The organism is Algoriphagus lacus (genome assembly GCF_003583985.1).
Classification (GTDB): domain Bacteria; phylum Bacteroidota; class Bacteroidia; order Cytophagales; family Cyclobacteriaceae; genus Algoriphagus; species Algoriphagus lacus.
Genome location: NZ_QXML01000007.1, coordinates 36,949 through 59,308, shown reverse-complemented (window position 1 = coordinate 59,308; position 22,360 = coordinate 36,949). Strand labels below are relative to the sequence as shown.

General features: G+C 44.8%; 22 protein-coding genes. 9 read left to right on the top strand and 13 right to left on the bottom strand.

Features of this window, described 5'->3' with window-relative positions:
• The first annotated feature begins 91 nt into the window (after positions 1-91).
• From D0X99_RS14255 to D0X99_RS14245, 3 genes are all read left to right on the top strand, one after another.
• Positions 92-1,834, top strand: coding sequence for a GMC oxidoreductase (locus tag D0X99_RS14255; protein ID WP_119478515.1), 1,743 nt, complete (start codon positions 92-94; stop codon positions 1,832-1,834).
• A gap of 3 nt (positions 1,835-1,837) precedes the next feature.
• A complete protein-coding gene (locus tag D0X99_RS14250) occupies positions 1,838-2,542 on the top strand; it encodes a gluconate 2-dehydrogenase subunit 3 family protein (protein ID WP_119478514.1) in 705 nt (234 codons plus the stop codon).
• Positions 2,543-2,694: 152 nt separating this feature from the next.
• The gene (locus D0X99_RS14245) at positions 2,695-5,205 is read left to right on the top strand and encodes a WD40/YVTN/BNR-like repeat-containing protein (protein WP_119478513.1); all 2,511 of its coding nucleotides are present in this window, start codon (positions 2,695-2,697) and stop codon (positions 5,203-5,205) included.
• A gap of 51 nt (positions 5,206-5,256) precedes the next feature.
• Here D0X99_RS14245 and D0X99_RS14240 read toward each other — a convergent pair whose 3' ends face one another.
• The 12 genes from D0X99_RS14240 to D0X99_RS14185 form a co-directional block, all read right to left on the bottom strand.
• A complete protein-coding gene (locus D0X99_RS14240) occupies positions 5,257-5,850 on the bottom strand; it encodes a porin family protein (protein ID WP_119478512.1) in 594 nt (197 codons plus the stop codon).
• A gap of 80 nt (positions 5,851-5,930) precedes the next feature.
• On the bottom strand, positions 5,931-6,290 hold the full coding sequence (locus D0X99_RS14235) for a response regulator (protein ID WP_119478511.1): 360 nt from the start codon (positions 6,288-6,290) through the stop codon (positions 5,931-5,933).
• Positions 6,291-6,417: 127 nt separating this feature from the next.
• Positions 6,418-7,800 carry a sodium-dependent transporter gene (locus D0X99_RS14230; RefSeq protein WP_119478510.1) on the bottom strand — a complete coding sequence of 461 codons (1,383 nt, stop codon included), beginning with the start codon at positions 7,798-7,800 and terminating at the stop codon, positions 6,418-6,420.
• A gap of 37 nt (positions 7,801-7,837) precedes the next feature.
• Positions 7,838-8,773 carry an SDR family oxidoreductase gene (locus D0X99_RS14225; protein ID WP_119478509.1) on the bottom strand — a complete coding sequence of 312 codons (936 nt, stop codon included), beginning with the start codon at positions 8,771-8,773 and terminating at the stop codon, positions 7,838-7,840.
• The gene (locus tag D0X99_RS14220; protein ID WP_119478508.1) at positions 8,745-9,590 is read right to left on the bottom strand and encodes a peptidylprolyl isomerase; all 846 of its coding nucleotides are present in this window, start codon (positions 9,588-9,590) and stop codon (positions 8,745-8,747) included. The genes D0X99_RS14225 and D0X99_RS14220 overlap by 29 nt, the downstream gene beginning before the upstream one ends.
• A complete protein-coding gene (gene hemC / locus D0X99_RS14215; protein WP_119478507.1) occupies positions 9,587-10,528 on the bottom strand; it encodes a hydroxymethylbilane synthase in 942 nt (313 codons plus the stop codon). The genes D0X99_RS14220 and hemC overlap by 4 nt, the downstream gene beginning before the upstream one ends.
• Positions 10,525-11,433, bottom strand: coding sequence for a 30S ribosomal protein S6--L-glutamate ligase (gene rimK / locus D0X99_RS14210; protein WP_119478506.1), 909 nt, complete (start codon positions 11,431-11,433; stop codon positions 10,525-10,527). Before rimK ends, hemC begins: the two co-directional genes overlap by 4 nt.
• A complete protein-coding gene (locus tag D0X99_RS14205) occupies positions 11,430-11,870 on the bottom strand; it encodes an ATP-dependent zinc protease family protein (RefSeq protein WP_119478505.1) in 441 nt (146 codons plus the stop codon). Before D0X99_RS14205 ends, rimK begins: the two co-directional genes overlap by 4 nt.
• Before the next feature lie 4 nt (positions 11,871-11,874).
• Positions 11,875-13,017: a DNA polymerase III subunit gene (locus tag D0X99_RS14200; protein ID WP_119478504.1), complete on the bottom strand. Its 1,143-nt coding sequence runs from the start codon at positions 13,015-13,017 to the stop codon at positions 11,875-11,877.
• A 12-nt stretch (positions 13,018-13,029) separates the two neighbouring features.
• Positions 13,030-14,226: a GlmU family protein gene (locus tag D0X99_RS14195; protein ID WP_119478503.1), complete on the bottom strand. Its 1,197-nt coding sequence runs from the start codon at positions 14,224-14,226 to the stop codon at positions 13,030-13,032.
• A gap of 69 nt (positions 14,227-14,295) precedes the next feature.
• The gene (locus D0X99_RS14190) at positions 14,296-14,541 is read right to left on the bottom strand and encodes a type B 50S ribosomal protein L31 (protein WP_119478502.1); all 246 of its coding nucleotides are present in this window, start codon (positions 14,539-14,541) and stop codon (positions 14,296-14,298) included.
• Between the two features lie 175 nt (positions 14,542-14,716).
• Positions 14,717-15,328, bottom strand: coding sequence for a carboxypeptidase-like regulatory domain-containing protein (locus D0X99_RS14185; RefSeq protein WP_119478682.1), 612 nt, complete (start codon positions 15,326-15,328; stop codon positions 14,717-14,719).
• A 137-nt stretch (positions 15,329-15,465) separates the two neighbouring features.
• Here D0X99_RS14185 and D0X99_RS14180 point away from each other — a divergent pair, with 137 nt between their 5' ends.
• From D0X99_RS14180 to pruA, 3 genes are all read left to right on the top strand, one after another.
• The gene (locus D0X99_RS14180; RefSeq protein WP_119478501.1) at positions 15,466-15,849 is read left to right on the top strand and encodes an ArsR/SmtB family transcription factor; all 384 of its coding nucleotides are present in this window, start codon (positions 15,466-15,468) and stop codon (positions 15,847-15,849) included.
• Positions 15,850-15,856: 7 nt separating this feature from the next.
• Positions 15,857-16,552, top strand: coding sequence for a YjjG family noncanonical pyrimidine nucleotidase (locus D0X99_RS14175; RefSeq protein WP_119478500.1), 696 nt, complete (start codon positions 15,857-15,859; stop codon positions 16,550-16,552).
• 71 nt (positions 16,553-16,623) lie between these two features.
• Entirely contained in the window at positions 16,624-18,258 is a 1,635-nt protein-coding gene (gene pruA / locus D0X99_RS14170; protein WP_119478499.1) for an L-glutamate gamma-semialdehyde dehydrogenase, read from the top strand.
• 139 nt (positions 18,259-18,397) lie between these two features.
• On the opposite strand, the gene fabG is transcribed toward pruA, so the two are convergent.
• Positions 18,398-19,144 (bottom strand): 3-oxoacyl-[acyl-carrier-protein] reductase, encoded by a 747-nt coding sequence (fabG, locus tag D0X99_RS14165; RefSeq protein ID WP_119478498.1) that lies wholly within the window; start codon positions 19,142-19,144, stop codon positions 18,398-18,400.
• A 292-nt stretch (positions 19,145-19,436) separates the two neighbouring features.
• On the opposite strand from fabG, the gene lpdA reads away from it, so the two are divergent.
• The 3 genes from lpdA (at position 19,437) to D0X99_RS14145 (ending at position 22,284) form a co-directional block, all read left to right on the top strand.
• Positions 19,437-20,834, top strand: a complete 1,398-nt coding sequence (gene lpdA / locus D0X99_RS14155; RefSeq protein WP_119478681.1) for a dihydrolipoyl dehydrogenase — start codon at positions 19,437-19,439, stop codon at positions 20,832-20,834.
• A 92-nt stretch (positions 20,835-20,926) separates the two neighbouring features.
• On the top strand, positions 20,927-21,460 hold the full coding sequence (locus D0X99_RS14150; RefSeq protein ID WP_119478496.1) for an RNA polymerase sigma factor: 534 nt from the start codon (positions 20,927-20,929) through the stop codon (positions 21,458-21,460).
• Positions 21,460-22,284: an anti-sigma factor gene (locus D0X99_RS14145; RefSeq protein ID WP_119478495.1), complete on the top strand. Its 825-nt coding sequence runs from the start codon at positions 21,460-21,462 to the stop codon at positions 22,282-22,284. The genes D0X99_RS14150 and D0X99_RS14145 overlap by 1 nt, the downstream gene beginning before the upstream one ends.
• Positions 22,285-22,360: the final 76 nt, after the last annotated feature.

The window sequence follows — 22,360 nt, the reverse complement described above, 5'->3', positions numbered from 1 at the left end:
AACCTGTTTCCATTTTCTTTTTCGGAAGGAATCAACTTCTATCCTGAATTTTTTTACACTATATTAACCACTTCAATAAAAATTTTTGAGAATGAGTTTTCAAATCAAAACATCCGCTGAGCCCTATGACGTCATCATCGTGGGTTCCGGAGCAGGCGGAGGCATGGCCTCCAAAATCCTTTCCGAAGCTGGCCTTTCGGTTGCAGTTGTGGAAGCGGGTGGCGACTTTGATCCTGCAAAAGAAGAGGATCGAACCCAACTCCGACCACCTTGGGAATCCCCTCGAAGGGGTGCTGGTACCAAAATTCGCCCTTTTGGAGATTTTGACCAGGCAATCGGCGGCTGGGAAATTGACGGAGAACCTTATACCCGAAAAGACGGTACCCAATTCGACTGGTTCAGATCAAGAATGGTCGGTGGACGGACCAATCACTGGGGAAGAATTTCCTTGCGATTTGGCCCAAATGATTTCAAACGGGCAAGTATCGACGGCTTGGGTCATGATTGGCCAATAGGATACGATGAGTTGAAGCCTTACTATGATAAAGTGGACAAGCTCATCGGAGTTTTTGGAACCAAAGAGGGAATCTACAACGAGCCTGATGGATTTTTCCTTCCTCCTCCCAAACCAAGATTGCATGAACTTTTCATAAAAAAAGGAGCAGATAAGGCGGCCATTCCGATGATTCCATCGCGTCTATCCATGCTTACCCGACCCATCAACAATGAGCGGGGAGTGTGCTTTTTCTGTGCTCAATGCAACAGAGCCTGTCAGGCTTATGCGGATTTTTCAGCAGGAACCTGTTTGGTCCATCCAGCCATGAAAAAAGGCAAAGTGGACCTCTACACCCACTCCATGGTCAGAAAAGTCACCACAGACGATCAGGGCAAAGCCACCGGGGTATCATTCATTTCCAAAGTGGACATGAAAGAATACAAGCTCAAGTCGAGAGTAGTCGTGCTTGGAGCTTCCGCCTGCGAATCTTCCAGAATCATGATGAATTCCAAATCCAAATCCTATCCTAATGGAATCGGGGCAGATTCGGGGGTTTTGGGTCGATACCTCCATGATTCCACTGGAGCCAGCCGATCCGGAATTATGCCTGACCTGATTGACCGGGAGCGATACAACGAGGACGGAGTCGGGGGCATGCACATGTATACCCCTTGGTGGTTGGATAACAAAAAACTTGATTTTGCCCGTGGATATCATATCGAATACTGGGGTGGAATGGGTCAGCCCTCCTACGGCGCCGGAGGTGGAATGGATGCCATGAGGAAATACATCAAGGACGAATTTGGAAATCCAAGTCCAAACGGGGGCTATGGAGAAGGATTGAAAAAAGATATTCGCCGCATCTATGGATCTACCCTTGGAATGTCAGGTAGAGGTGAAAGTGTACCGATGTACGATAATTACTGCGAGATCGATCCCAATGTGGTGGATAAATATGGGATCCCAGTTCTTCGTTTCCACTACAAATGGACGGATCAGGAGATCAAGCAAGCCAAGCATATGCAGGATACCTTTGAGGAAATCCTGACCGGAGCAGGAGCGACACTTTTGGGAGAAAAACCCGGACCGGATACCCTTTACGGTCTCGCCGCCCCAGGAAGGATCATTCATGAAGTGGGAACCACACGCATGGGAAATGACCCTAAATCATCTGTGGTCAATTCCAATTGCCAAGCCCATGACTGTAAGAACCTTTTCGTGGTGGATGCTGGACCATTTGTCTCCCAAGCTGACAAAAATCCAACCTGGACCATTCTGGCCTTGTCTTGGAGGACATCTGAATACATCGTTGACCAATTGAAACAGAAAAACATCTAAGCCATGAACCGAAGAGAAAATCTAAAACTCCTCTTTACTGGCTCCGTGGGGGCAGGATTGTTGTTGACCGGATGTGAGCCTGAACAGGAAGCTGTCCAAGGTCAACTTATGACTGGAGGCACACCGGGAGGAAGGACTGATGAGGAAAAATTGAGGGACGCAAAGCTTCTTGAGGAAACCTTTTTTACCGAGGAGGAAAAGAAAAAACTAAGCACCTTGGTGGACATCATCATGCCTGCTGACTCAGAATCCCCCAGTGCAACAGAATTGAAAGTTCCGGATTTCATTGAATTTATGATGAAAGACCAACCCAACAATCAAACTCCGATGCGCGGTGGGCTAATGTGGCTGGATTTTGAAGCTGACGAAAAATTCGGTAAACCGTTCAATGAACTGACCAAAGAGCAAGTAATTCAAATTGTGGATTTGGTGGCATGGCCAGAAAAGGCAGCGCCGGAGTACATCGGTGGAGTACGCTGGTTTAATATGCTAAGAAATCTCACCTGCTCAGGATACTTCTCTACCGAAGCAGGCTGGAAGTATATGGGATATATGGGCAATCAAGCGAATGTTTGGGACGGAGTTCCTCAGAACGTACTTGACAAACATGGGCTTTCAAATCCAGAAAAATATTCAGACCTATTCCTCAAACCGGAAGACCGGGCCAAAGTCGCCCAATGGGATGAAGAAGGAAACCTGATCGGGTAACTGCTCAAATCGTCTAAAATCCACGGTACCAAAACCGTGGATTTTTTCTGTCGTTTCTTTTAGCCTTTGACACTAACGAAAATCTGTCTGTCCAATTTTTCCAAACGAATTCGTCCGAATACTTATATTCAAATTCTATCAAAGAAAACCCCATGCAAAAATCTACTTATCTCATCCTGTTGGCCGCTGGGATGATTTCCTTTAGTTCATTGGCCCAAGAAATCAAACCCACCTCCGAAAAAGCCCTTCAAGAGTCCGTGGACAAGCACAAAGCCATGCTCTCCTCTACTCCACTGAAAGACTTTAAAGCCCGCAATGTTGGACCTACCAATATGTCCGGCCGGATCGTGGATATCGAAGTAGCTAACAACGGAAAGACCTTTTATGTCGCCGCCGCTTCAGGTGGAGTTTGGAAAACCGAAGACAACGGACAATCCTTTAACCCGATTTTTGACCACCAAGGTGCATTGGGAATGGGAGCCATTGCACTTTCCCCTTCTGACAACAATGTGATTTGGGTCGGAACGGGAGAAGATAATTCCAGCCGATCAACCTATGCAGGTGCTGGGGTATACAAGTCCACTGACGGAGGTAAAACTTGGGAGATGATGGGGCTTTTGCACTCCCACCATATCGGACAGATCCTGATTCATCCGACCAATCCGAATATCGTTTGGGTAGGTTCTATGGGAGCTCTCTACTCCAAAAACAAAGAACGCGGACTGTACAAAACTACAGATGGCGGTAAGACTTGGAAAAAAGTCCTGTACATCGACGACAACACCGGAATCATTGACATGCAGATGCATCCAACCAATCCGGACATTCTTCTGGCTGCAAGCTGGGAAAGATACCGACAGGCACATGATTTTATCGGCAATGGAAAAGGATCTGCAATTTGGAGATCGGAAGACGGTGGGAATACCTGGAAAAAAGCAGTCGAAGGCTTCCCGCAGGATGAATTCGTAGGCCGAATCGGTTTTGACTTCAGCAGATCCAACCCTAATGTAGTCTATGCATTGCTGGATAATCAGGGTAAATCAGATAAACCGGCAGATCCTCCACGCCAGCGAGGTAATCAACAGCCAGAGGAAAATCCACTGAAATTGGAGGATTTTGCCAATATGACCTTGGATCAAGCCTTAGCTTTGGAAGATAAACGATTGGAGTCATTGGCCAGAAGAAGTCAATTCTCGACCAAATACACACCAGCAGAGATCAAGCGTCAGTTGAAAACCGGCAAAATAACCACTGCCCAGATTGCCAATTACAATGGAGGTGCAGTAGATGCAAATGCGGCCATGTTTGGTGCACCAATCAAAGGAGCAGAAGTTTACCGCTCAGAAGATGCCGGTAAATCCTGGAAAAAAGTTTCAGAATCCGACCTGAGCAGACTTTACAATACCTACGGGTACTATTTTGGTGAAGTAAGAGTAAGTACTTCAGATGAAAATGAGGTATTCGTCTTGGGTGTACCGTTGATGGTGTCACGGGATGGGGGAAAAAACTTTGCAACTACCGATTCGATTGGTGATCCGCACTCCGATCATCAGGCAATGTGGATTGACCCAAAAGACAGCAAGCACATTTTGTTGGGCAATGACGGAGGACTATACAGAAGCTACGGGGGAGGATCCCGCTGGGATCACCTGAATACACAGATGCCGATTTCCCAATTTTATTCCATTATGGTGGACAATGCCACCCCATACAACATTTACGGGGGAATGCAGGACAATGGCGTTTGGTATGGCAAATCCACCAACAAGCCTGAAGATCTTTGGGAGCCGCTTTTTGGAGGAGATGGAATGGTCGTGGCTGTTGATACTCGAAACAATGACATCGTCTACACTGGATCCCAATTTGGAAACTACGCCCGAATCAACAAAAAGACGGGAGAAAGACGCAGAATCACTCCCGGGCATGACATCGGAAATGCCCCTAACCGTTGGAACTGGCGAACACCTGCCGAGCTGAGTTACCACAATCAGGATATTGTCTACATGGGCTCTCAGTATGTGTATCAGTCACTCGATCAGGGGAATACCTGGACGACCATTTCCCCTGATTTAACTAAAAACCAGAAAAAAGGAAATGTCCCTTTTGCCACCTTGACGGTGGTGGAGGAATCCCCACTTGAATTTGGAACACTCTATGCCGGAACCGATGACGGAAATGTCTGGATCACTAGGAACAACGGCGGAAGTTGGACAAGCTTAAATGCAGGACTCCCTCAGGATCGTTGGGTGAGCAGTATTTCTCCTTCCAAATTCAAAGAAGGTAGAGTCTACATCACGCTCAATGGGTATCGCTACGATGAATTCAGCACTTTTGTCTATAAAAGCGAAGACTATGGAAAAACCTGGACTTCGATCAAGTCAAACTTACCAGAGGAATCCACCAACATTATCATAGAAGATCCGAAAATGCCGAACATCCTTTATTTAGGTACCGATCACGGGTTGTACGTAAGCATAGATGAAGGAAAAAACTGGAATTTGTTCCAAGGAGAAATTCCTAATGTGGCCATCTATGACATGGTCATTCAGGAACGTGAAAACCACTTGGTAGTTGGATCGCACGGTCGTAGTGTTTATGTAGTAGACCTTAAACAAATCCACGAATGGGCAAAACCTGGCCCCATGGTGATGGAAAGTAAATAAATGAAAAAGCCCGGCTGATTTGTTCAACCGGGCTTTTTTGTTTTTGTCTACTTAGAAAAGTTTGAATCCTAAAGAGAGAACCCACTGATTCAACCGCTGATCTGTACTATATCCTCCGATACTTTCGACCACGCCACTTAAACCTCCTTCATATTTGGCATCGATAAAAAGATTACCGATATCGATCCCCAATCCTGCCTGATAACCAAAAGTTGCCGAATTGGTGTCCACATCCTGAATGTCATCACCGGCATTACTGATATCCGTTTTCAGGTTGATACTGGCAATCGGGCCGGCTTGGAGTCGAAGAATCTTAAACATCCTGAATCCAACCATAACGGGGATGTCCAATCGGTTAAAATCTGCTTCAAAATCTGGGTCCCCTCCTGGATTAAATCCGTTATATTTGAAATCACCGCTGGTCTGGGTGAAAAGCACTTCCGGCTGAATAAACAGACCTGCTCCCCCAAATCTTGCAAATGCGCCAATATGATATCCAGTCTGATTGTCTCCTCCTTCGATTTCATCATTATCGAACTTTAGCGTGGTACTGCTCACACCAATTTTTGGACCGAAGGAAAATCCTTGGGAATAACTTTCCAAAGCAAAAAAGCTGAGGAATAGCAAAACGATTATTTTTCTCATGGGATAGGAATTTTGGTTTAGTTATAAAAGATGGTATTCACCTTTTACAATTCCTTTGCCAAGAATTAATTGGAGAAAATTTAAGCTGCTTTCGATTTTGCCAAACTGTATAAATCAAAAAAATCCATTGGCTTGGCAACCAAACAATCAAATCCGTTTTGGCTTTTTTCCCTGAAATACTCCACATCACCCGCAGTGAATCCAATTGTAGGAATACAGCTTGTTCTATCGCTTTCTTTCAGGTGCTGTAAAAATTCGACGCCATCCATTACAGGCATCATGATATCTGTTAGAATAATGTTGAAAAATGGGTCAAACTCAAGATGCTGAAGTGCCTCTTTTCCATTGTGAGCTACCACAACTTCATCATTAGATTTCTCAAAAATCTTCCTAAGAATCAGGAGGTGTACAGAATCATCATCAACTAACAGGACTTTCATGAAATATGAAATACTTTTTCAAGTATATGAAAAGCATTTTTTAATAAAAACAAAAACTGACTTTTCTTACTAAAAAAATAAAAAAGGAGCTTAAAAAGCTCCTTTAAATTGCTAATGAAAGGGTGGGTTAGACTGTAGACCCTCCAAAAACTCCAACCAAGTCTAGAATGATCAGGCTTATAACAATCGGACAAACCCATTTGATAAAGAAAACCCAACCTACTCGATACATGCCTTTGAAGTTTGGTGCACCATGGGTCAATTCTTCCGCAAAAACCGAGATTCTCTGGGCCCAACCTGTATATAGGGCTAAAACCAAACAGATCACGATACCAGAGAACGTTCCAAAAGTAAAATCCATGATTCCGAAGAAGCCTATTAATTCATGACCAAGGAAATTGAGTCGCATATCTGCAAAGAAATTACCCTCAATTGAAGACAAAGCCGAAGGCACAGAAAGAATCATCGCAGCAATCCCCACAGTCCAAGTTGCCCTTTTCCTATTCCATTTTTTCTCATCAATCAAATAGGATACAGGGACCTCCAACATGGAAATGGTTGAAGTCAAAGCAGCCACCATCAACAGAATGAAGAATAAAGCCCCAATAAAATTTCCTCCGGGCATGGCATCAAAAACTCTAGGAAGCACATCGAAAACCAACGCAGGACCTGATGCAGGATCTTTACCGGGAAGCAATGCAAACAAGGAAGGGAACACCATCAAACCGGCAAGCAAAGCAACCATGGTATCCATGCCTACGATCCAGCTAGCAGCCTGAATAATATTCGATTTTTTATCCAAATAGGAACCGAACGTAATCATCAATCCCCAGCCCACTCCAAGTGAAAAGAAAGCTTGGCCCATCGCAATCATCACTACCCTGGAATTGATCTTTGAAAAATCAGGACTTAGGTAATATTCAATTCCTGCTTGCGCACCTTCAAGGGTAACGGAGCGTGCAGCAATAAAAATTACAATGATAAAAAGTAAGGGCATTAATACTTTAGAGGCCTTCTCAATCCCGCCAGAAACCCCTCCTAATACGATCAGGATGGTCGCTAACATGAACAGGAAAGTCAGAGGAATTACATACAAAGGAGTTTTTATAAACTCCTGAAAATCCACTTGAATATTGACTAATTCCGTAAAAATATAGGCAATTGTCCACCCAGCGATTACTGAATAATAACTAAAAACAAAAAAACAAACCGCCAAGCACATAAAGCCCGCAATTTGCCAAAGCTTGCTCCCTCCAGTATCGCGAATGGCTCCGATTGGATTTTTACCTGATTTTCTCCCCAAAGCGATTTCGTTAAAAAGCAGCGGCAAACCGATCAACAAAACGCAAAGGATATAGACAAATACGAAAGCTCCTCCACCGTTTTCTCCGGTCAAATAGGGAAATCTCCAGATATTACCCAAGCCGATTGCAGACCCTGCAGCCGCCATGATGAAACCAAGACTGGAGCCAAATTGACCTCTTTCCTCGGTGTTTGAACTGTCTGCCATGCCTGTAAAACGTTAAGATTTGGGGTGAAAATTAATTTTAAGAGCTGGCTAAGATAATTTGTTTTGCCAAAATTGCTATTCCCTCCTGGAAAGTTTTCGGCTTGTAACCAAGCTCTTTTCGCGCTTTATCGATGACAAATCCCGTTTTCATCGGCCGTTTTGCCGGCTGGGTGAAGCGCGTGGAATCTGTCTTGTGGATTAGTTCTTTTTTTAGGCCAAAGTAATCCGCTGTCATCATGGCCATTTCATACGGAGTCAATACATCAGCTCCTGATATATTAAAAATGCCTTGTGCTTTTTGCTTAGCAATAAGAATACAACCTGCGGCTAAGTCTTCCGCCAATGTAGGCGTGCGAACTTGATCATCCACCACCTGGATTTCTTTACCAGCTTCGAGAGAACTTTTTACCCAGAGTATGATATTGGATCGACTGAGATCATTGGCAATTCCGTAGACTAAGACCGTTCGGGCTATTGCCCAGGAAGTCTTTGCGTTTCTGACTAAGTTCTCTCCAATGAGTTTCGTTTCTCCATAAAAATTGACAGGTTCTGCTTTCGCCTCCTCGTCGTATGGACCGTCATTTCCTGAGAAAATGAAATCTGTGGAGACAAAAATGAAGTGAGACTGAACTTTTTCTGCTGCTTTTACCAGGTATTCCGTGGCTTTAACATTTGCCTCATAGCATGCTTCCTGATTCAACTCACATTGATCCACATTAGTCATGGCCGCTCCGTGAATAATCGTCTCAGGAGCAAGCCGAGTAATCACCTGATCCACTTCGAGAGGATTGGTGATGTCTAGCACTTGATAGGTGTATCCATTCCCGTTTAGCCGACAGGGGCCTTTACCAGTGGCAATCACCTCAAAGCCCCCTTCTTCCACCAACTGTTCAACCAACTTTTGCCCAAGTAGGCCATTGGCCCCTGTGATCAGGATTTTGGGTTTATTTGACGACGGGATACTGATATCCATAGGTTTCGGTGATTTTCTTTTTTGATAGTTTCTCCACTTTCACCTGCATGTAAACAGGATTATTGGGTACCTCCCGGGAAGTAGGCTCGGCCGCGATTTTTTCTACCACATCCATTCCCGAGATTACTTCCCCAAAAACCGTGTATTCTTTATCCAAATGAGGTGTGCCGCCGATGGTTGCATAAGCTTTAATTTGCTCCGGCGTATATTCCTTGGTAAGTTTTACATTCAGCGATTTTGCTATTTCATCCCGTTTGGAAAGCAGGAGATTGGTCAAGCTGTCGAATTGCTGAGCGGCATAAAGTCGGTTGTACTCTTCCTTGAGCGGCTTTTGGCTTTCCAGTTGGACATATTGGAGCACTGCCTTTTGCAAAGCAGGAAAATCCGTAGTCAACTCCAGTTCCTCATAGGTCCTTCCTTGAACAATGTAAAACTGTGATCCATTGCTTGCTTTGGTTGGATTGATATTGTTACCCTGCCGTGCAGCGGCAATCATTCCCTTGCGGTGAAAATGATTAGGTAAGATTTCTGCAGGAATGGTCGGCCATTGCTCCGCGGGAAGCCCTTCTTTCCCAAACACATCCCCTCCCTGCACCATGAAGTCTTTGATCACCCGATGGAATTGTGTGGAGTCGAATCTTCCTGCTTCAGCCAAAGCGATGAAGTTGTTTTTATGCTCAGGCGTATCGTCGAAAAGTACCGCCTTAATCTCACCATGTCGTGTAGAAATGGTGATGAGGTAATCCTTATTTTGTCCACAGGCCAAAGTACTAAACAGTAAAAGGCTCAGGGTGAGGGATTTTACAATTCTGATCATGGTTTGGATTGTGATTTTTTGATGTCGTCCAAGATTTCTTTTCCGCCTGCGGCAAAAACCAAGGCTGCCAACTTCTTTCCCAAGACTTCACTTTCAGTTTTTTCACCTGAAACTTCCAGTGATATCCGATGCTTGCCGTCAAGGCTGATAATTCCTCCTTTGAGGATTAATGAATCCTTTTCCAAAGTTGCCAAAGCAAAAACCGGAATGCTACAGCCTCCCTCCAAAACTCGAAGAAAAGACCTTTCTGCCTTAAGTCTGAATTCAGTCTGGGGGTGATTGCATGCTGCGATGATTTGCTGTCGCAAGGTAGGCTCAAGATTTTTCGCAGACTCTATAGCTACTGAGCCCTGTCCAACAGCAGGCGTGAATTCAGATAAATCCAGCAAACCTGCGATCATATCATCATAGCCCATCCGATGTACACCGGCATAGGCCAACAGCAAGGCATCGCAAAGTCCTTCCTCCATTTTCCGGATTCGGGTTTGAAGGTTTCCTCGCACATCCACCGTTTTCACATGGGGATAAAAATGCTTGAGCGTAGCCACTCTTCGTGTGGATGAAGTCCCCAAAGTCAGTGGCTTGGATGAATCCTGAATATCAATTCCACCTTTCACGGAAAGAAGAATGTCATTTTCCTTTTCCCGTTCTGTGAAGGCAATCAACTCAAATTCCTCCGCCAAGGTGGACTGCATGTCTTTGGCGGAATGCACGGCGATATCGATCCGACCATCGAGTAATTGATCTTCGAGTTCTTGGGTAAAAACACCCTTACTGCCGATTTTGGAAATGGAAACATCAAGAACTTGGTCACCCTTGGTATCAATGATTACAATCTCAGACTCCAATCCTGACTTTTTCAGCAAATCCTCTACGTGATACGCCTGCCAAAGGGCAAGTTTACTTCCTCTGGTTCCGATTTTGACTTTTCTACTCATTGCTGCTTATCTCTCTTGGAAGAATTTTTCCGCACACCTGCCTCCACGTAGTTGATAATTTCCTTGGCAATGTTGACTCCGGTGGCCTGTTCGATGCCTTCCAATCCTGGGGAACTGTTAACCTCCAGAATCAATGGTCCGCGGGCGGACTGAAGCATATCTACTCCGGCAATGTCGAGCCCAAGAGCCTTCGCTGCATTTAGCGCAGCTTGCTTTTCATTTCGGCTTAGCTTGATGACGGTGGCTACACCTCCACGATGCAAATTGGACCGGAATTCTCCTTCTGCACCCTGTCGCTTCATCGCACCGACCACTTTGCCATTGACCACAAAAGCCCGGATATCTGCTCCTTTCGCTTCCTTGATGAATTCCTGAACGATGATTCTGGCTTTCAAACCATGAAAGGCCTCCACAACTGACTGGGCAGCTTTTTTGGTTTCCGCCAAAACTACTCCCAAACCTTGGGTTCCTTCAAGCAATTTGATGATAAGTGGTGCTCCACCCACCTGCTCAATCAGTTGTTTCTCTGCTCCTTTTGAAAAGTTGGTGAAAGCTGTTTTTGGCATTCCCAATCCGTTTTTGGAGAGGATCTGAAGACTTCTGAGCTTATCTCGGCTACGGACAATGGCTTGGGAATTGACAGCCGAAAAAGCACCAATCAATTCAAACTGTCGGACTACCGCTGTTCCATAAAAGGTAACCGAAGCCCCAATTCTGGGAATTATCGCATCGACCCCTTCGAGTTTTTGGCCTTTGTAAATGATCGAAGGTCCCTCCTGCTCGATGATCAAGTCACAAAGACTGTGATCTACGATCAAGGCCTCATGCCCGGCATTTTTGATTTCTTCAAAAAGCCGGCGGGTGGAATATAAATTTGAGTTCCTAGAGAGGATGGCAATTTTCATTTTTTTGTTCGGTAAGCTTTGGACAGGTTAGCGCCATTAACATCCACGAGGAATCGGTCCCGTAGGATCTTTCTCCCCAGCAGTATGGAATTTTTCATGCTGGAGCGATCCGAAAGCGTAAATTCTGCAGGAAAAACCTCTCCTGCTATTCTGATTTTAGTCGTAATCAGAAAACGAGTCTCTGCTTGACCAAATGAGTTTTTGACTTTTTTCTCACGATACTTTTCAAAAACGAGCGTTTTACCCGTAAACTTTTTATGTGATGGCATCAATATTTGAAAACAGAGGACTTTTTTACCGTCCCTTTCTTCCTCTCGGATGTTTTCGGCATGAAGGCTACTTGTATATGCCCCGGTATCTATTTTGGCCCAAACAAGCTTAAGACCAAGCTGTGGAAGGGTGATTTTTTCCTTTCTTCCGATAATCTTCTTCGTCATGATCTCACTTTTTGGACATCATGACCAGAATGTCCATTGACAAATCGGTGAATATCATTTTTGCATTTCCGTTGCGCTCGAGGTGATAATGCGCCTCGTTGAATGCCTTGTAAAGCTGGAGCACGTGGTCCTCATTGAGCACTTTTTTACTGATGTTATCAATGAATTTACGGTCCTCTTCCGTAGTTCGTAGTAGTGCATCGAGATCGAAATTTTTCAGCATAATCTCCCGGGTCACATTCAAACCGGTAAGCATGAGTGATTTTTGAGCTTCCTTGTCCACTTTGTGAAACCTGTCCGCCTCTTCGAAAATCTCTTTGAGGTTTTTGGCCGCACAAAGCCTAAACCAATCCCGGATTTGGGTCACCTGTTTATCTTCCACCTGATCAATCATGCGATAGGCTTCCCGGAGGTTACCGTCTGCGAGCATGGCTATCTGCTCGGCAGCCTTGCTGTCACAAAGTCCAGCTTTAACCAGATGGGTTTTGATCTCCTCATCAGAAAAAGCCCGCACAAGAATCTTTTGAGTTCGGGAAAGTATCGTAGTCAACAGCTGATCTGCCTGCGAAGTGACCAGCATAAACAGCGTCTTAGCTGGTGGTTCCTCAATGATTTTCAGCAGCGCATTGGCGGCAGAAGGATGAAGGTACTCCGGAGCCCAAATCAGCATGATTTTATATCCACCTTCAAAAGACATCAGTGACAGCGCCTGAATAATCTTACGGGCGGAGGCTTTGGATATGTTCAGCTGCTTCTTTTCAAACCCATTGAAGTAAATAAAATCATGAACATTACCATAGGGCTGGGCGCTTGCAAATTTCCTCCAGTTGGCGAGCACATCGGTTTTTTCTTCCTTCTCATCCTCATCGCCTGTTTCTTCTTTCGTGGAAGCTACCACCGGAAAAGCAAAGTTTAAATCCGGCATTACCAGTCGTTTCATTCGCTGACAAGAGGAGCAAGTTCCGCAGGAATCCAACTCTGACCGATTTTCGCAATAAAGATAGGTAGCCAAAGCTAGAGAAAGGGTTAAACTTGCCGAACCTTCAGGTCCATGGAAAAGCAGCGCATGAGCCAAATGGTTGTACTTGACAGCGTTGATCAACTTTTCTTTGGTCTCCGGAAGGCCGGGAATATCTGCGAACTGCATAAAATCTTTGGATCAGGAAGTTTTATCCCAAATTCTATAGCTTTTGGTCAAATCAAAAATCTGCTCCATTATTTCTTTGTCTATTGCTGTCCATTCTTTCCCTCTTCTCCCATAAACCGCCTTCGCAGTTTCTTCGAATTTAGGTATTGTAAAAGTGGAAAATCCTGCAGCACCTCCCCAGGCAAAAGAGGGGATGAAGTTTCTGGGATAGCCATCACCGAAAATATTTGAGCCCACCCCTACCACTGTTCCGGTATTGAACATGGTATTGATCCCGCATTTGGAATGATCCCCCATCATCAATCCGCAGAATTGCAAGCCTGTATTGGCAAAGCCACCTTTGGTGTAGTCCCAAAGTTTGACAGGGGCGTAGTTGTTTTTCAAGTTGGAGGTATTGGTATCGGCCCCCAGATTACACCATTCGCCAATTACAGAATTTCCCAGAAATCCCTCATGGCCTTTGTTGGAATATCCAAAAATCACTGAATTGGAGATTTCTCCTCCGACTTTGGAAAACGGGCCGACGGTGGTATCCCCCCGGAGTTTTGCGCCCATATTGACTGTAGAACCCTCACACAAGGCAAAAGGACCTCGAATCAAGGAGCCTTCCTGGATCTCTGTGTTTTTCCCGATGTAAATCGGACCACCTTCTGCATTCAGAACAGCGGCTTTGATTTTTGCACCTTCCTCTATGAAGATATTTTCGGGTGAGTAGACGATGGTGTGTGCATCGTTTACCGGTTGCGAAACTCTTCCCTTTGTGATTAGTGCAAAGTCCTTTCGGAGTTCAGCGGCGTTGAACTGGAAGATGTTCCAGGTTTTTTGGACCAAGACAGGCTCTTGTTCCATCTGTACTGGTTCTTTTTCAGACGCAGAGGCAAGGTTTTTTTCGGTTTCTCCTATATATGCTGCTAAAAGTGTTTTGCCCCAATAAAGTGCTTGACTTGGGGCAAGCTTCTCAAGAATTTTTACTGAATCCCCATCCGGCAACCAAGCTCCGTTGATGGCTAAGGCAAAATGGGAAGCTCTTGGAAATTTCTTCTGCAAATAATCCTGAGTGAGAAAAAATGCATCAGCTGATGTGTACTTCTGCCATTTCTCGGAGATCTTCAGGATACCCACCCGAATATCTGCCACAGGCCGGGTAAAAGTAAAGGGGAGCAAAGATCCCCGAATGGCTGGGTCGTCAAACAGTACGATTGAATTCATAGGGCAAAAATAAAAAAGTCTCCCGGAATCCTTGCCCCGGGAGACTTTTTCGGCGATTGCCGCAAAGATTTACTTCTTCGCGTATCTCTTGTTGAATTTCTCCACTCGGCCAGCAGTATCCAAAAGCATTTTCTTGCCAGTGTAGAATGGATGAGACTCAGAGCTCACTTCAATCTTAAACACAGGATAAGTCTTGCCATCAGTCCACTCGATAGTCTCATGCGTATCGATAGTCGATTTGGTCAAAAATTTAAACTCGCTGGACGTGTCATAGAATACTACGTCTCTGTACTTAGGATGAATATCTTTTTTCATGATATAGCTAGTTTTCTGTTGCTTTTTCGAAATGAGGCACAAAGATATCCTTTTAAATAAATCTCACCAAATCTTTGGCGATGATTTATTTGAACCAAGAAGTGGATTTCTCAACCAAAAGGATCTTAATCATGCTAGGGTTATTCAAAATGGGCAACTCCTGCTTGATTCCCCTTTACTTACTCTTCAAATCACCCCGCTTTATTGATCTTATAAATTGTGACCAAGCGAAGGGATCAAGGATTCGAAGCGGTCTAGGACCATATAGGTCCTGATTTTGAATCATCTGCCCTTCCTGGAAATAGCGGAAATTTTCCCCACCTGAAGCAGGCATCGATTCCGCCCACCGGAGGAGCATTTCAGGACTCATATTAGCCCGGCTAATGGACATCGGATCTACAACATTCATGGCAATCACTGCCTTTTTGAATTCTTCTTCTGTAGGATAAGGCATAACCTCAATTTCAGCCAAGGCGATTTCGTCTACTTCCATAGTCAAAATCAAGCTGATTCGGTCATTTTCAACCTTTTCGGGAATCTTGAAGCTTTGCTTTTTGAGACCAATAAAGGTAAAAACCACACTGTCACCTTCCAGAACTGGCATTGAAAAGTACCCAAATCGCCCGGAGACAGTTCCTCTTCCTTTTTTGGGCACATAAATATTCACGCCCGGAACAGCATCTGTACTGTCTGCATTAAGAATGATACCGGACAACTGAATGACTTTTTTCTCTTGCTGATCCTGACCGTATGATTGGAAGGAAAGGAAAACAAGCCCAAAAAACAGAACTAAAGCGAAAGGAAGAAGCTGAGTAATTTTCACGAATATTGAATCAGATGAAAGCCTGGCTGAGCGGATACGATTTTTATCGAATTTCGGATGAAATTTGGTTTTCCTCCTGTCATTCAAGTTAAAACTTACTAATGAGACTCAAAAATATCAGTTTAAACTATGGTTTGCGAATTTTTAAGGCGCTTTCTGAAGAACCACGCGTAAGAATCATCCATTTGCTCTTGTTAAACAAGGAACTAAGCATATCAGATCTCGAATTGATCCTGGATTTCACCCAAACCAAAACCAGTAGGCATCTGATTTACCTGAAGAATGCCGGACTTTTGGGAAGCCGTAGAGTTGACCAATGGATGTTTTATTACATTTTGGAGGAGTACATTGAAATCATTCAGCAGATTTTCAAGTTTATCCAGAAAGACCCCAGCCTCATCAAGGATCAGGAGACGTACGAGATTCTGAAATCCAACCGGGAACTGGCGATCAACAAAATTCAGAACAATCAATACAGACGCTGATTACTCCTTGAAAACTTACCAACATTTATTCTTCGATCTTGACCATACCCTTTGGGATTACGATCGAAACGTCACCGAGTCACTTTCTGAATTGTACCAGATCTATGGCCTCCAAGATTTGGGAATTCCAACTTTCGAAAAGTTTTTCGATGCTTTTCACCACATCAATTTCCAGTTGTGGGGCTGGTATAATATTGGGAAAATCGATAAGCAATTTCTGAGAAAAGAACGCTTTCCTAGGATTTTTACCCAAGCAGGTGGAAACGCGTCCGCCATTCCTGAAGAATTTGAGGAAGATTTTATGGTTCGGACCTCTTCCAAGCCGCATGTTTTCCCCTACTCCAAAGAAATCCTGACTTACCTTAAAGAGAAATACCGGATTCATGTCATCACCAATGGATTCAATGAATCCCAGGCCAAAAAGATGGCATCATCCGGTCTGGACGTTTTTTTTGAACTTGTCGTGACTTCCGAAACAACCGGTTACAAAAAGCCAGATCCTCGAATTTTCCATTTCACGATGGACCAGCTGAAAACCAATCCAGAGGTATGCCTGATGATAGGAGACAATCCATCCTCGGATATCCTTGGAGCCCAGCGGGCACAAATCGACCAGGTTTTTTTCAATCCCGAAGGAAAAAAAATCGAGTTGGAGCCAACCTACACTATTTCCCATCTTCGTGAACTCGAAGACCTTTTGTAAGCCAAACAAAGCCCTTTCGGAGTACATCACTTATCTTTGACCACTCAGAAACCAAATAAACTCCAAATATCATGTTAAAGGGATTTTTCAACGTACCGACGCCTGTCAATGAGCCGGTAAAATCCTATGCACCGGGTAGCCCGGAGCGAAAAGAACTTCAAGCCATGCTAGTAGAACTTCGATCCAAGCAAATCGACGTTCCAATGTACATCGGCAATGAAGAAGTAAGAACAGGAAACACCCGCCCAATGTCTCCTCCACACGATCATCAGCACATTCTGGGTCATTTCCACGAAGGGGATGCATCCCATGTTGAGCAGGCAATCAATGCTGCTTTGGGAGCCAAAGAGGCGTGGGAAAGTTTGGCTTGGGAGCAACGGGCTGCGATTTTCCTAAAGGCGGCCGATTTGATTTCCGGGCCGTACCGTGCCAAAATCAATGCCGCTACCATGCTTGGGCAATCAAAAAATGCCATGCAGGCTGAGATTGATGCTGCCTGTGAATTCATCGATTTCCTCCGGTTCAATGTCAAGTACATGTGCGAAATCTACGCACAGCAACCGCCGGTTTCCGGCAACGGCGTTTGGAACCGCTTAGAACAAAGACCCTTGGAAGGGTTCGTTTTTGCACTGACTCCATTCAATTTCACTGCGATTGCTGGCAATTTACCTACTTCTGCCGCAATGATGGGAAACACGGTGGTTTGGAAACCCGCATACACCCAGATCTACTCTGCCCAAGTGTTGATGGAAATTTTTAAAGAGGCTGGGGTACCGGATGGTGTGATCAACCTGGTTTATGTGGACGGGCCCACTGCCGGTGAGGTGATCTTCAAGCATCCTGATTTTTCAGGAATTCACTTTACAGGTTCTACGGGGGTATTCCAGCACATCTGGAAAACTGTCGGAGAAAATATCAAGCGGTACAAATCCTACCCTAGAATCGTAGGAGAGACCGGAGGAAAGGACTTTGTCCTAGCCCATAAATCCGCTGATGCAAAAGCTGTGGCAGTCGGTCTAGTTCGTGGAGCCTTCGAGTACCAGGGACAAAAATGCTCTGCCGCTTCCCGAGCTTACATCCCTTCCAACCTTTGGGAGGATGTAAAAAAATATATGCTGGAAGATTTGGCTTCAATGAAAATGGGAGGCACAGAAGACTTTACCAATTTTATCAATGCAGTGATCGACGAAAAGTCTTTTGATAAAATCGCCAAGTACATCGAAAATGCCAAATCAACTCCAGGTGTTGAAATCATCGCCGGAGGCAACTATAACAAGTCCAAAGGCTACTTCATCGAGCCAACCGTCATTTTGACGCAGGATCCGATGTACACGACGATGTGTGAGGAAATTTTCGGTCCAGTATTGACGATCTATGTTTACCATGAAGAACACTTTGAAACCGTGCTTGACCTGGTAGATCAGACTTCACCTTATGCCTTGACCGGAGCTGTCTTCTCTCAAGACCGCTATGCGATCGAATTGGCTACACAAAAACTGAGAAATGCAGCGGGCAATTTCTACATCAATGACAAACCAACCGGAGCCGTGGTAGGTCAGCAGCCATTTGGAGGCGCAAGAGCTTCCGGCACCAATGACAAAGCCGGCTCGATGATCAACTTGCTCCGATGGGTATCACCACGCACTATCAAGGAAACCTTTGTGTCTCCAAAGGATTACCGGTATCCGTTTTTGGGTAAAGATTAAAGAATAATCAAGTCCCAATTTTCAAATTAAAACAATCAAGGGCCTCGGGAATTTCTCGAGGCTTTTTCATTTGAGCAAAAAAAACGGCTGAGTTTCCCCAGCCGCTCGTATTTCCAACTTCTTATTTCGCCTTTATGAATTAAGTATACATTGCTCCATTCACATGAAGCACCTGCCCAGACACGTAGCTGCTCATCTCCGAGGCCAGGAACACACACACATTCGCCACTTCTTCAGGCTGACCTCCACGCTTCATCGGAATGCCGTCTCTCCAACCCTGAACGGTCTTTTCATCCAGCACTTCCGTCATCTCAGTTTCGATAAATCCCGGAGCCACGGCATTGCAGCGGATATTTCTTGAGCCCAATTCGAGAGCGACGGATTTGGTAAAACCGATGATTCCAGCTTTGGAGGCAGCATAATTTGCTTGACCGGCATTTCCTTTCACACCCACCACAGAAGTCATATTGATGATCGATCCAGACTTGGCTTTCATCATGGTACGGGAAGCTGCTTTCACGGTGTTGAAGCAGGACTTCAGGTTTACGTTCATAATTTCGTCCCATGCCTCCTCGGTCATTCTCATGAGCAGGTTGTCTCGGGTGATTCCGGCATTGTTGACCAGGATATCCAAGGCGCCAAAATCGGCGACCACATCATTGATTAGTTGTTCGGCTGCTTTAAAATCAGAGGCATCGGACCGATAGCCTTTGGCCTTTATTCCAAATGCTGCCAATTCTGCCTCCAATGCCTGTCCCTTTTCAACACTGGACAAAAAAGTGAAGGCAACATTCGCTCCCTCAAGTGCAAATCGAATAGCAATAGCCCTTCCGATTCCTTTAGAGGCTCCGGTGATCAAGGCGGTTTTTCCTGAAAGTAATCCCATGAAGTGTAAAATTTTGTTCGGTCAAAAATAGAAAAAAAGCCCGGACTTTGGCTTTTCCCACTGCGCTTCATATGTTTTTCCATTGAAAACCACTGATTTAAATCCTCCAAATCGCAAATGCAAAAGATTCCATCAACAATTAATGATTTGCTAAAATTTTCGAACAAAACCCTTAAAATATTCAGTTCAAGCAGGTTTTCGATTGAAGGATTTGAAGGAATTCCGATTTTTTTCTGAAGCCAAAAGACCTATTTTTGCACAGTTTCATTTTGTAATCAAACCCATTTTAAATATGTCTTCGACAAAATTTGACTTGATCGTGCTGGGAAGCGGACCGGGAGGATACGTGGCGGCTATTCGCGCTTCTCAACTCGGATTGAAAACTGCCATCGTGGAAGCGGAAGAGCTTGGCGGTATTTGCCTGAATTGGGGTTGTATCCCAACCAAAGCTCTTTTGAAAAGCGCACAGGTTTTTGAATACATCCATCATGCTTCCGACTATGGGATTTCTGTTCAAGGTGCCGAAGCAGACTTTGCCGCAATGGTGAAAAGAAGCCGTGGTGTGGCAGATGGCATGAGCAAAGGTGTTCAGTTTTTGATGAAGAAAAACAAAATTGAAATCATCGCAGGCTGGGGTAAAATCCAGGCTGGCAAAAAAGTCGAAGTCACTGATAAAGAAGGAAAAAAGGCAGTATACGCAGCAGATCACATTATCATCGCCACTGGCGCTAGAGCACGCGAACTTCCTGCCATAAAAATCGATGACAAAAAAATCATTGGATACCGCAAGGCCATGACATTGGAAAAACAGCCAAAGAAAATGGTCGTAGTAGGTTCCGGAGCAATCGGAGTGGAGTTTGCGTACTTCTACAATTCCATCGGCACGGAAGTGACGATTGTGGAATTTATGGACCGCATCGTTCCTGTGGAAGATGAGGAAGTCTCCAAAGCTTTGGAAAAAATCTACAAAAAAGCCGGCATGAAGATAATGACCTCTGCTGAGGTAACTTCTGTTGATACCAAAGGCGAAGGCTGCAAAGTGACAGTGAAATCCGCCAAAGGAGAAGAAGTTCTGGAGTGCGACATTGTGCTTTCTGCTGTTGGGGTAGTTTCCAACTTGGAAAATATCGGGTTGGAAGACGTAGGAATCCTGGTAGAACGAGGCAAAATCAAAGTTGATGACTATTACAAAACCAACATGCCAGGTTACTATGCCATCGGTGATGTGGTTCCCGGTCCGGCTTTGGCACACGTAGCTTCCGCTGAAGGCATCATCTGTGTGGAAAAAATCGCTGGACATCATCCCGATCCTTTGAACTATGGCAACATTCCAGGTTGTACCTATTGTTCTCCTGAGATTGCTTCTGTGGGCATGACCGAAGCCAAAGCAAAAGAGGCTGGTTACGATGTGAAAATTGGCAAATTCCCATTCTCAGCTTCCGGAAAAGCTTCCGCTGCAGGTGCTAAAGACGGTTTTGTGAAACTGGTATTTGACAAAAAATACGGAGAATTACTTGGAGCCCACATGATTGGCGCAAATGTCACCGAAATGATCGCTGAGATTGTAGCCATCCGCAAACTTGAAACTACGGGGCACGAACTGATCAAAACGGTGCACCCTCACCCAACCATGTCGGAAGCGATCATGGAGGCTGCCGCAGCAGCCTACGATGAGGTGATCCATCTTTAATTTTCATATTAATTGAAATAAATCTGACACCGGGCTAAAACATTTGGCCCGGTGTCTTACTTTTAGCTTTTCGACACTACGCTCCATTACTTTTGCAGGAAGAAGAAATCATAGCGGGTCTCAGAGCCCGAGATCGTAAAACCACCGAATACCTCTACGAGAAATATTCAAGGGCATTGTATGCCGTGATTTCCAGGATTATTTCCGATCAGGACATTGCAGAGGAAGTTTTTCACGATGCTTTTATCAAAATCACCCGTAAAATCGACTTCTACCAAGAGTCCAAAGGCCGTCTCTACACCTGGATGGCCAATATTTGCAGGAACTCAGCTATAGATAAACTCCGATCCAAAGAAATTTCCCAATCGGGTAAGACCAACACCATTGACGACTTCGTATATGGCCTTGAAAGTCAATCAGGAACCATGGAGCAAGTGGAGGCGATAGGAGTAAGAGAGTTGATGAACCAACTGAACGAAGATCAGCGATTCATAATTGAGTATATTTATTTCAAAGGATACACCCACACCGAGGTGTCGGAGGAGTTTGATATCCCTCTCGGCACAGTTAAATCCCGGGTCAGGGCAGCACTTCAGGTATTAAAAAAGAACTTAGACAGCATCTAGTGAACATTCAGGAATACATCGAATCAGGCAAACTCGAGCTCTTCATTTTGGGAGAGCTGACTGAGCGTGAGCGCGAGGAAGTGCTGGCTATGGCTAAGAAATACCCTGAGATTCAGCAGGAACTCGATGCATTGGAGGAAACGATATTTTCCTTTGACCAAAAAACCGGTGCTGTACCAAGCCAAAAAGTCAAACAGAAAATTTTTGACAGCTTGGAACAGGATTTCAAAAAAGAAGAAACCATAAAGGCTTCATCATCAGCTTCAACACCGACGAAGGTGGTCAAGATGACCCCATGGAAAACCTTCGCAGTGGCAGCTTCGTTGGTTGCAGTCTTTGCCAGTGCAGCCGCGATCTACTTTGCAGGCAAATTCTATGAAACCGATCAGAAATTCACGGCGCTTCTCCAGGATCAGCAGGTGATGGCGGATAATCTGAATCAGGTCAAACTCCAATACGAAGAAACTGACTCCCGATTGGATCGATTAGTTTCAGGTGATTTCCGAAGAGTAGAGATGAAGGGAGAAACCCTTCCGATGCAGAAGGATGCTAAAGTGGACGTCTTCTGGGATCAAAAAGCCCAGGAAGTCTTCGTGGCTGTAAATAATCTGAATACCCTGTCAGATGAATTTGACTATCAACTTTGGGCCATAGGGAAAGACGGACCGGTAGGAATCGGCCTGGTCAATCCGGGTGAGAAATTCACCCTTCAACAGATGCAAGCTGTGGCAGAAGCTGGTGCTTTTGCCATCACCATCGAGCCAAAAGGGGGTTCAAAAGCGCCCACACTTGACAAATTGGTCGTGCTGGGAGAAGTTGCCTAACTTCACCTAGTTCAAAAATCCAAAGCCTGCTTTGCAAAGAGCAGGCTTTTTTCATATGATGATAATTTGTTTTTTA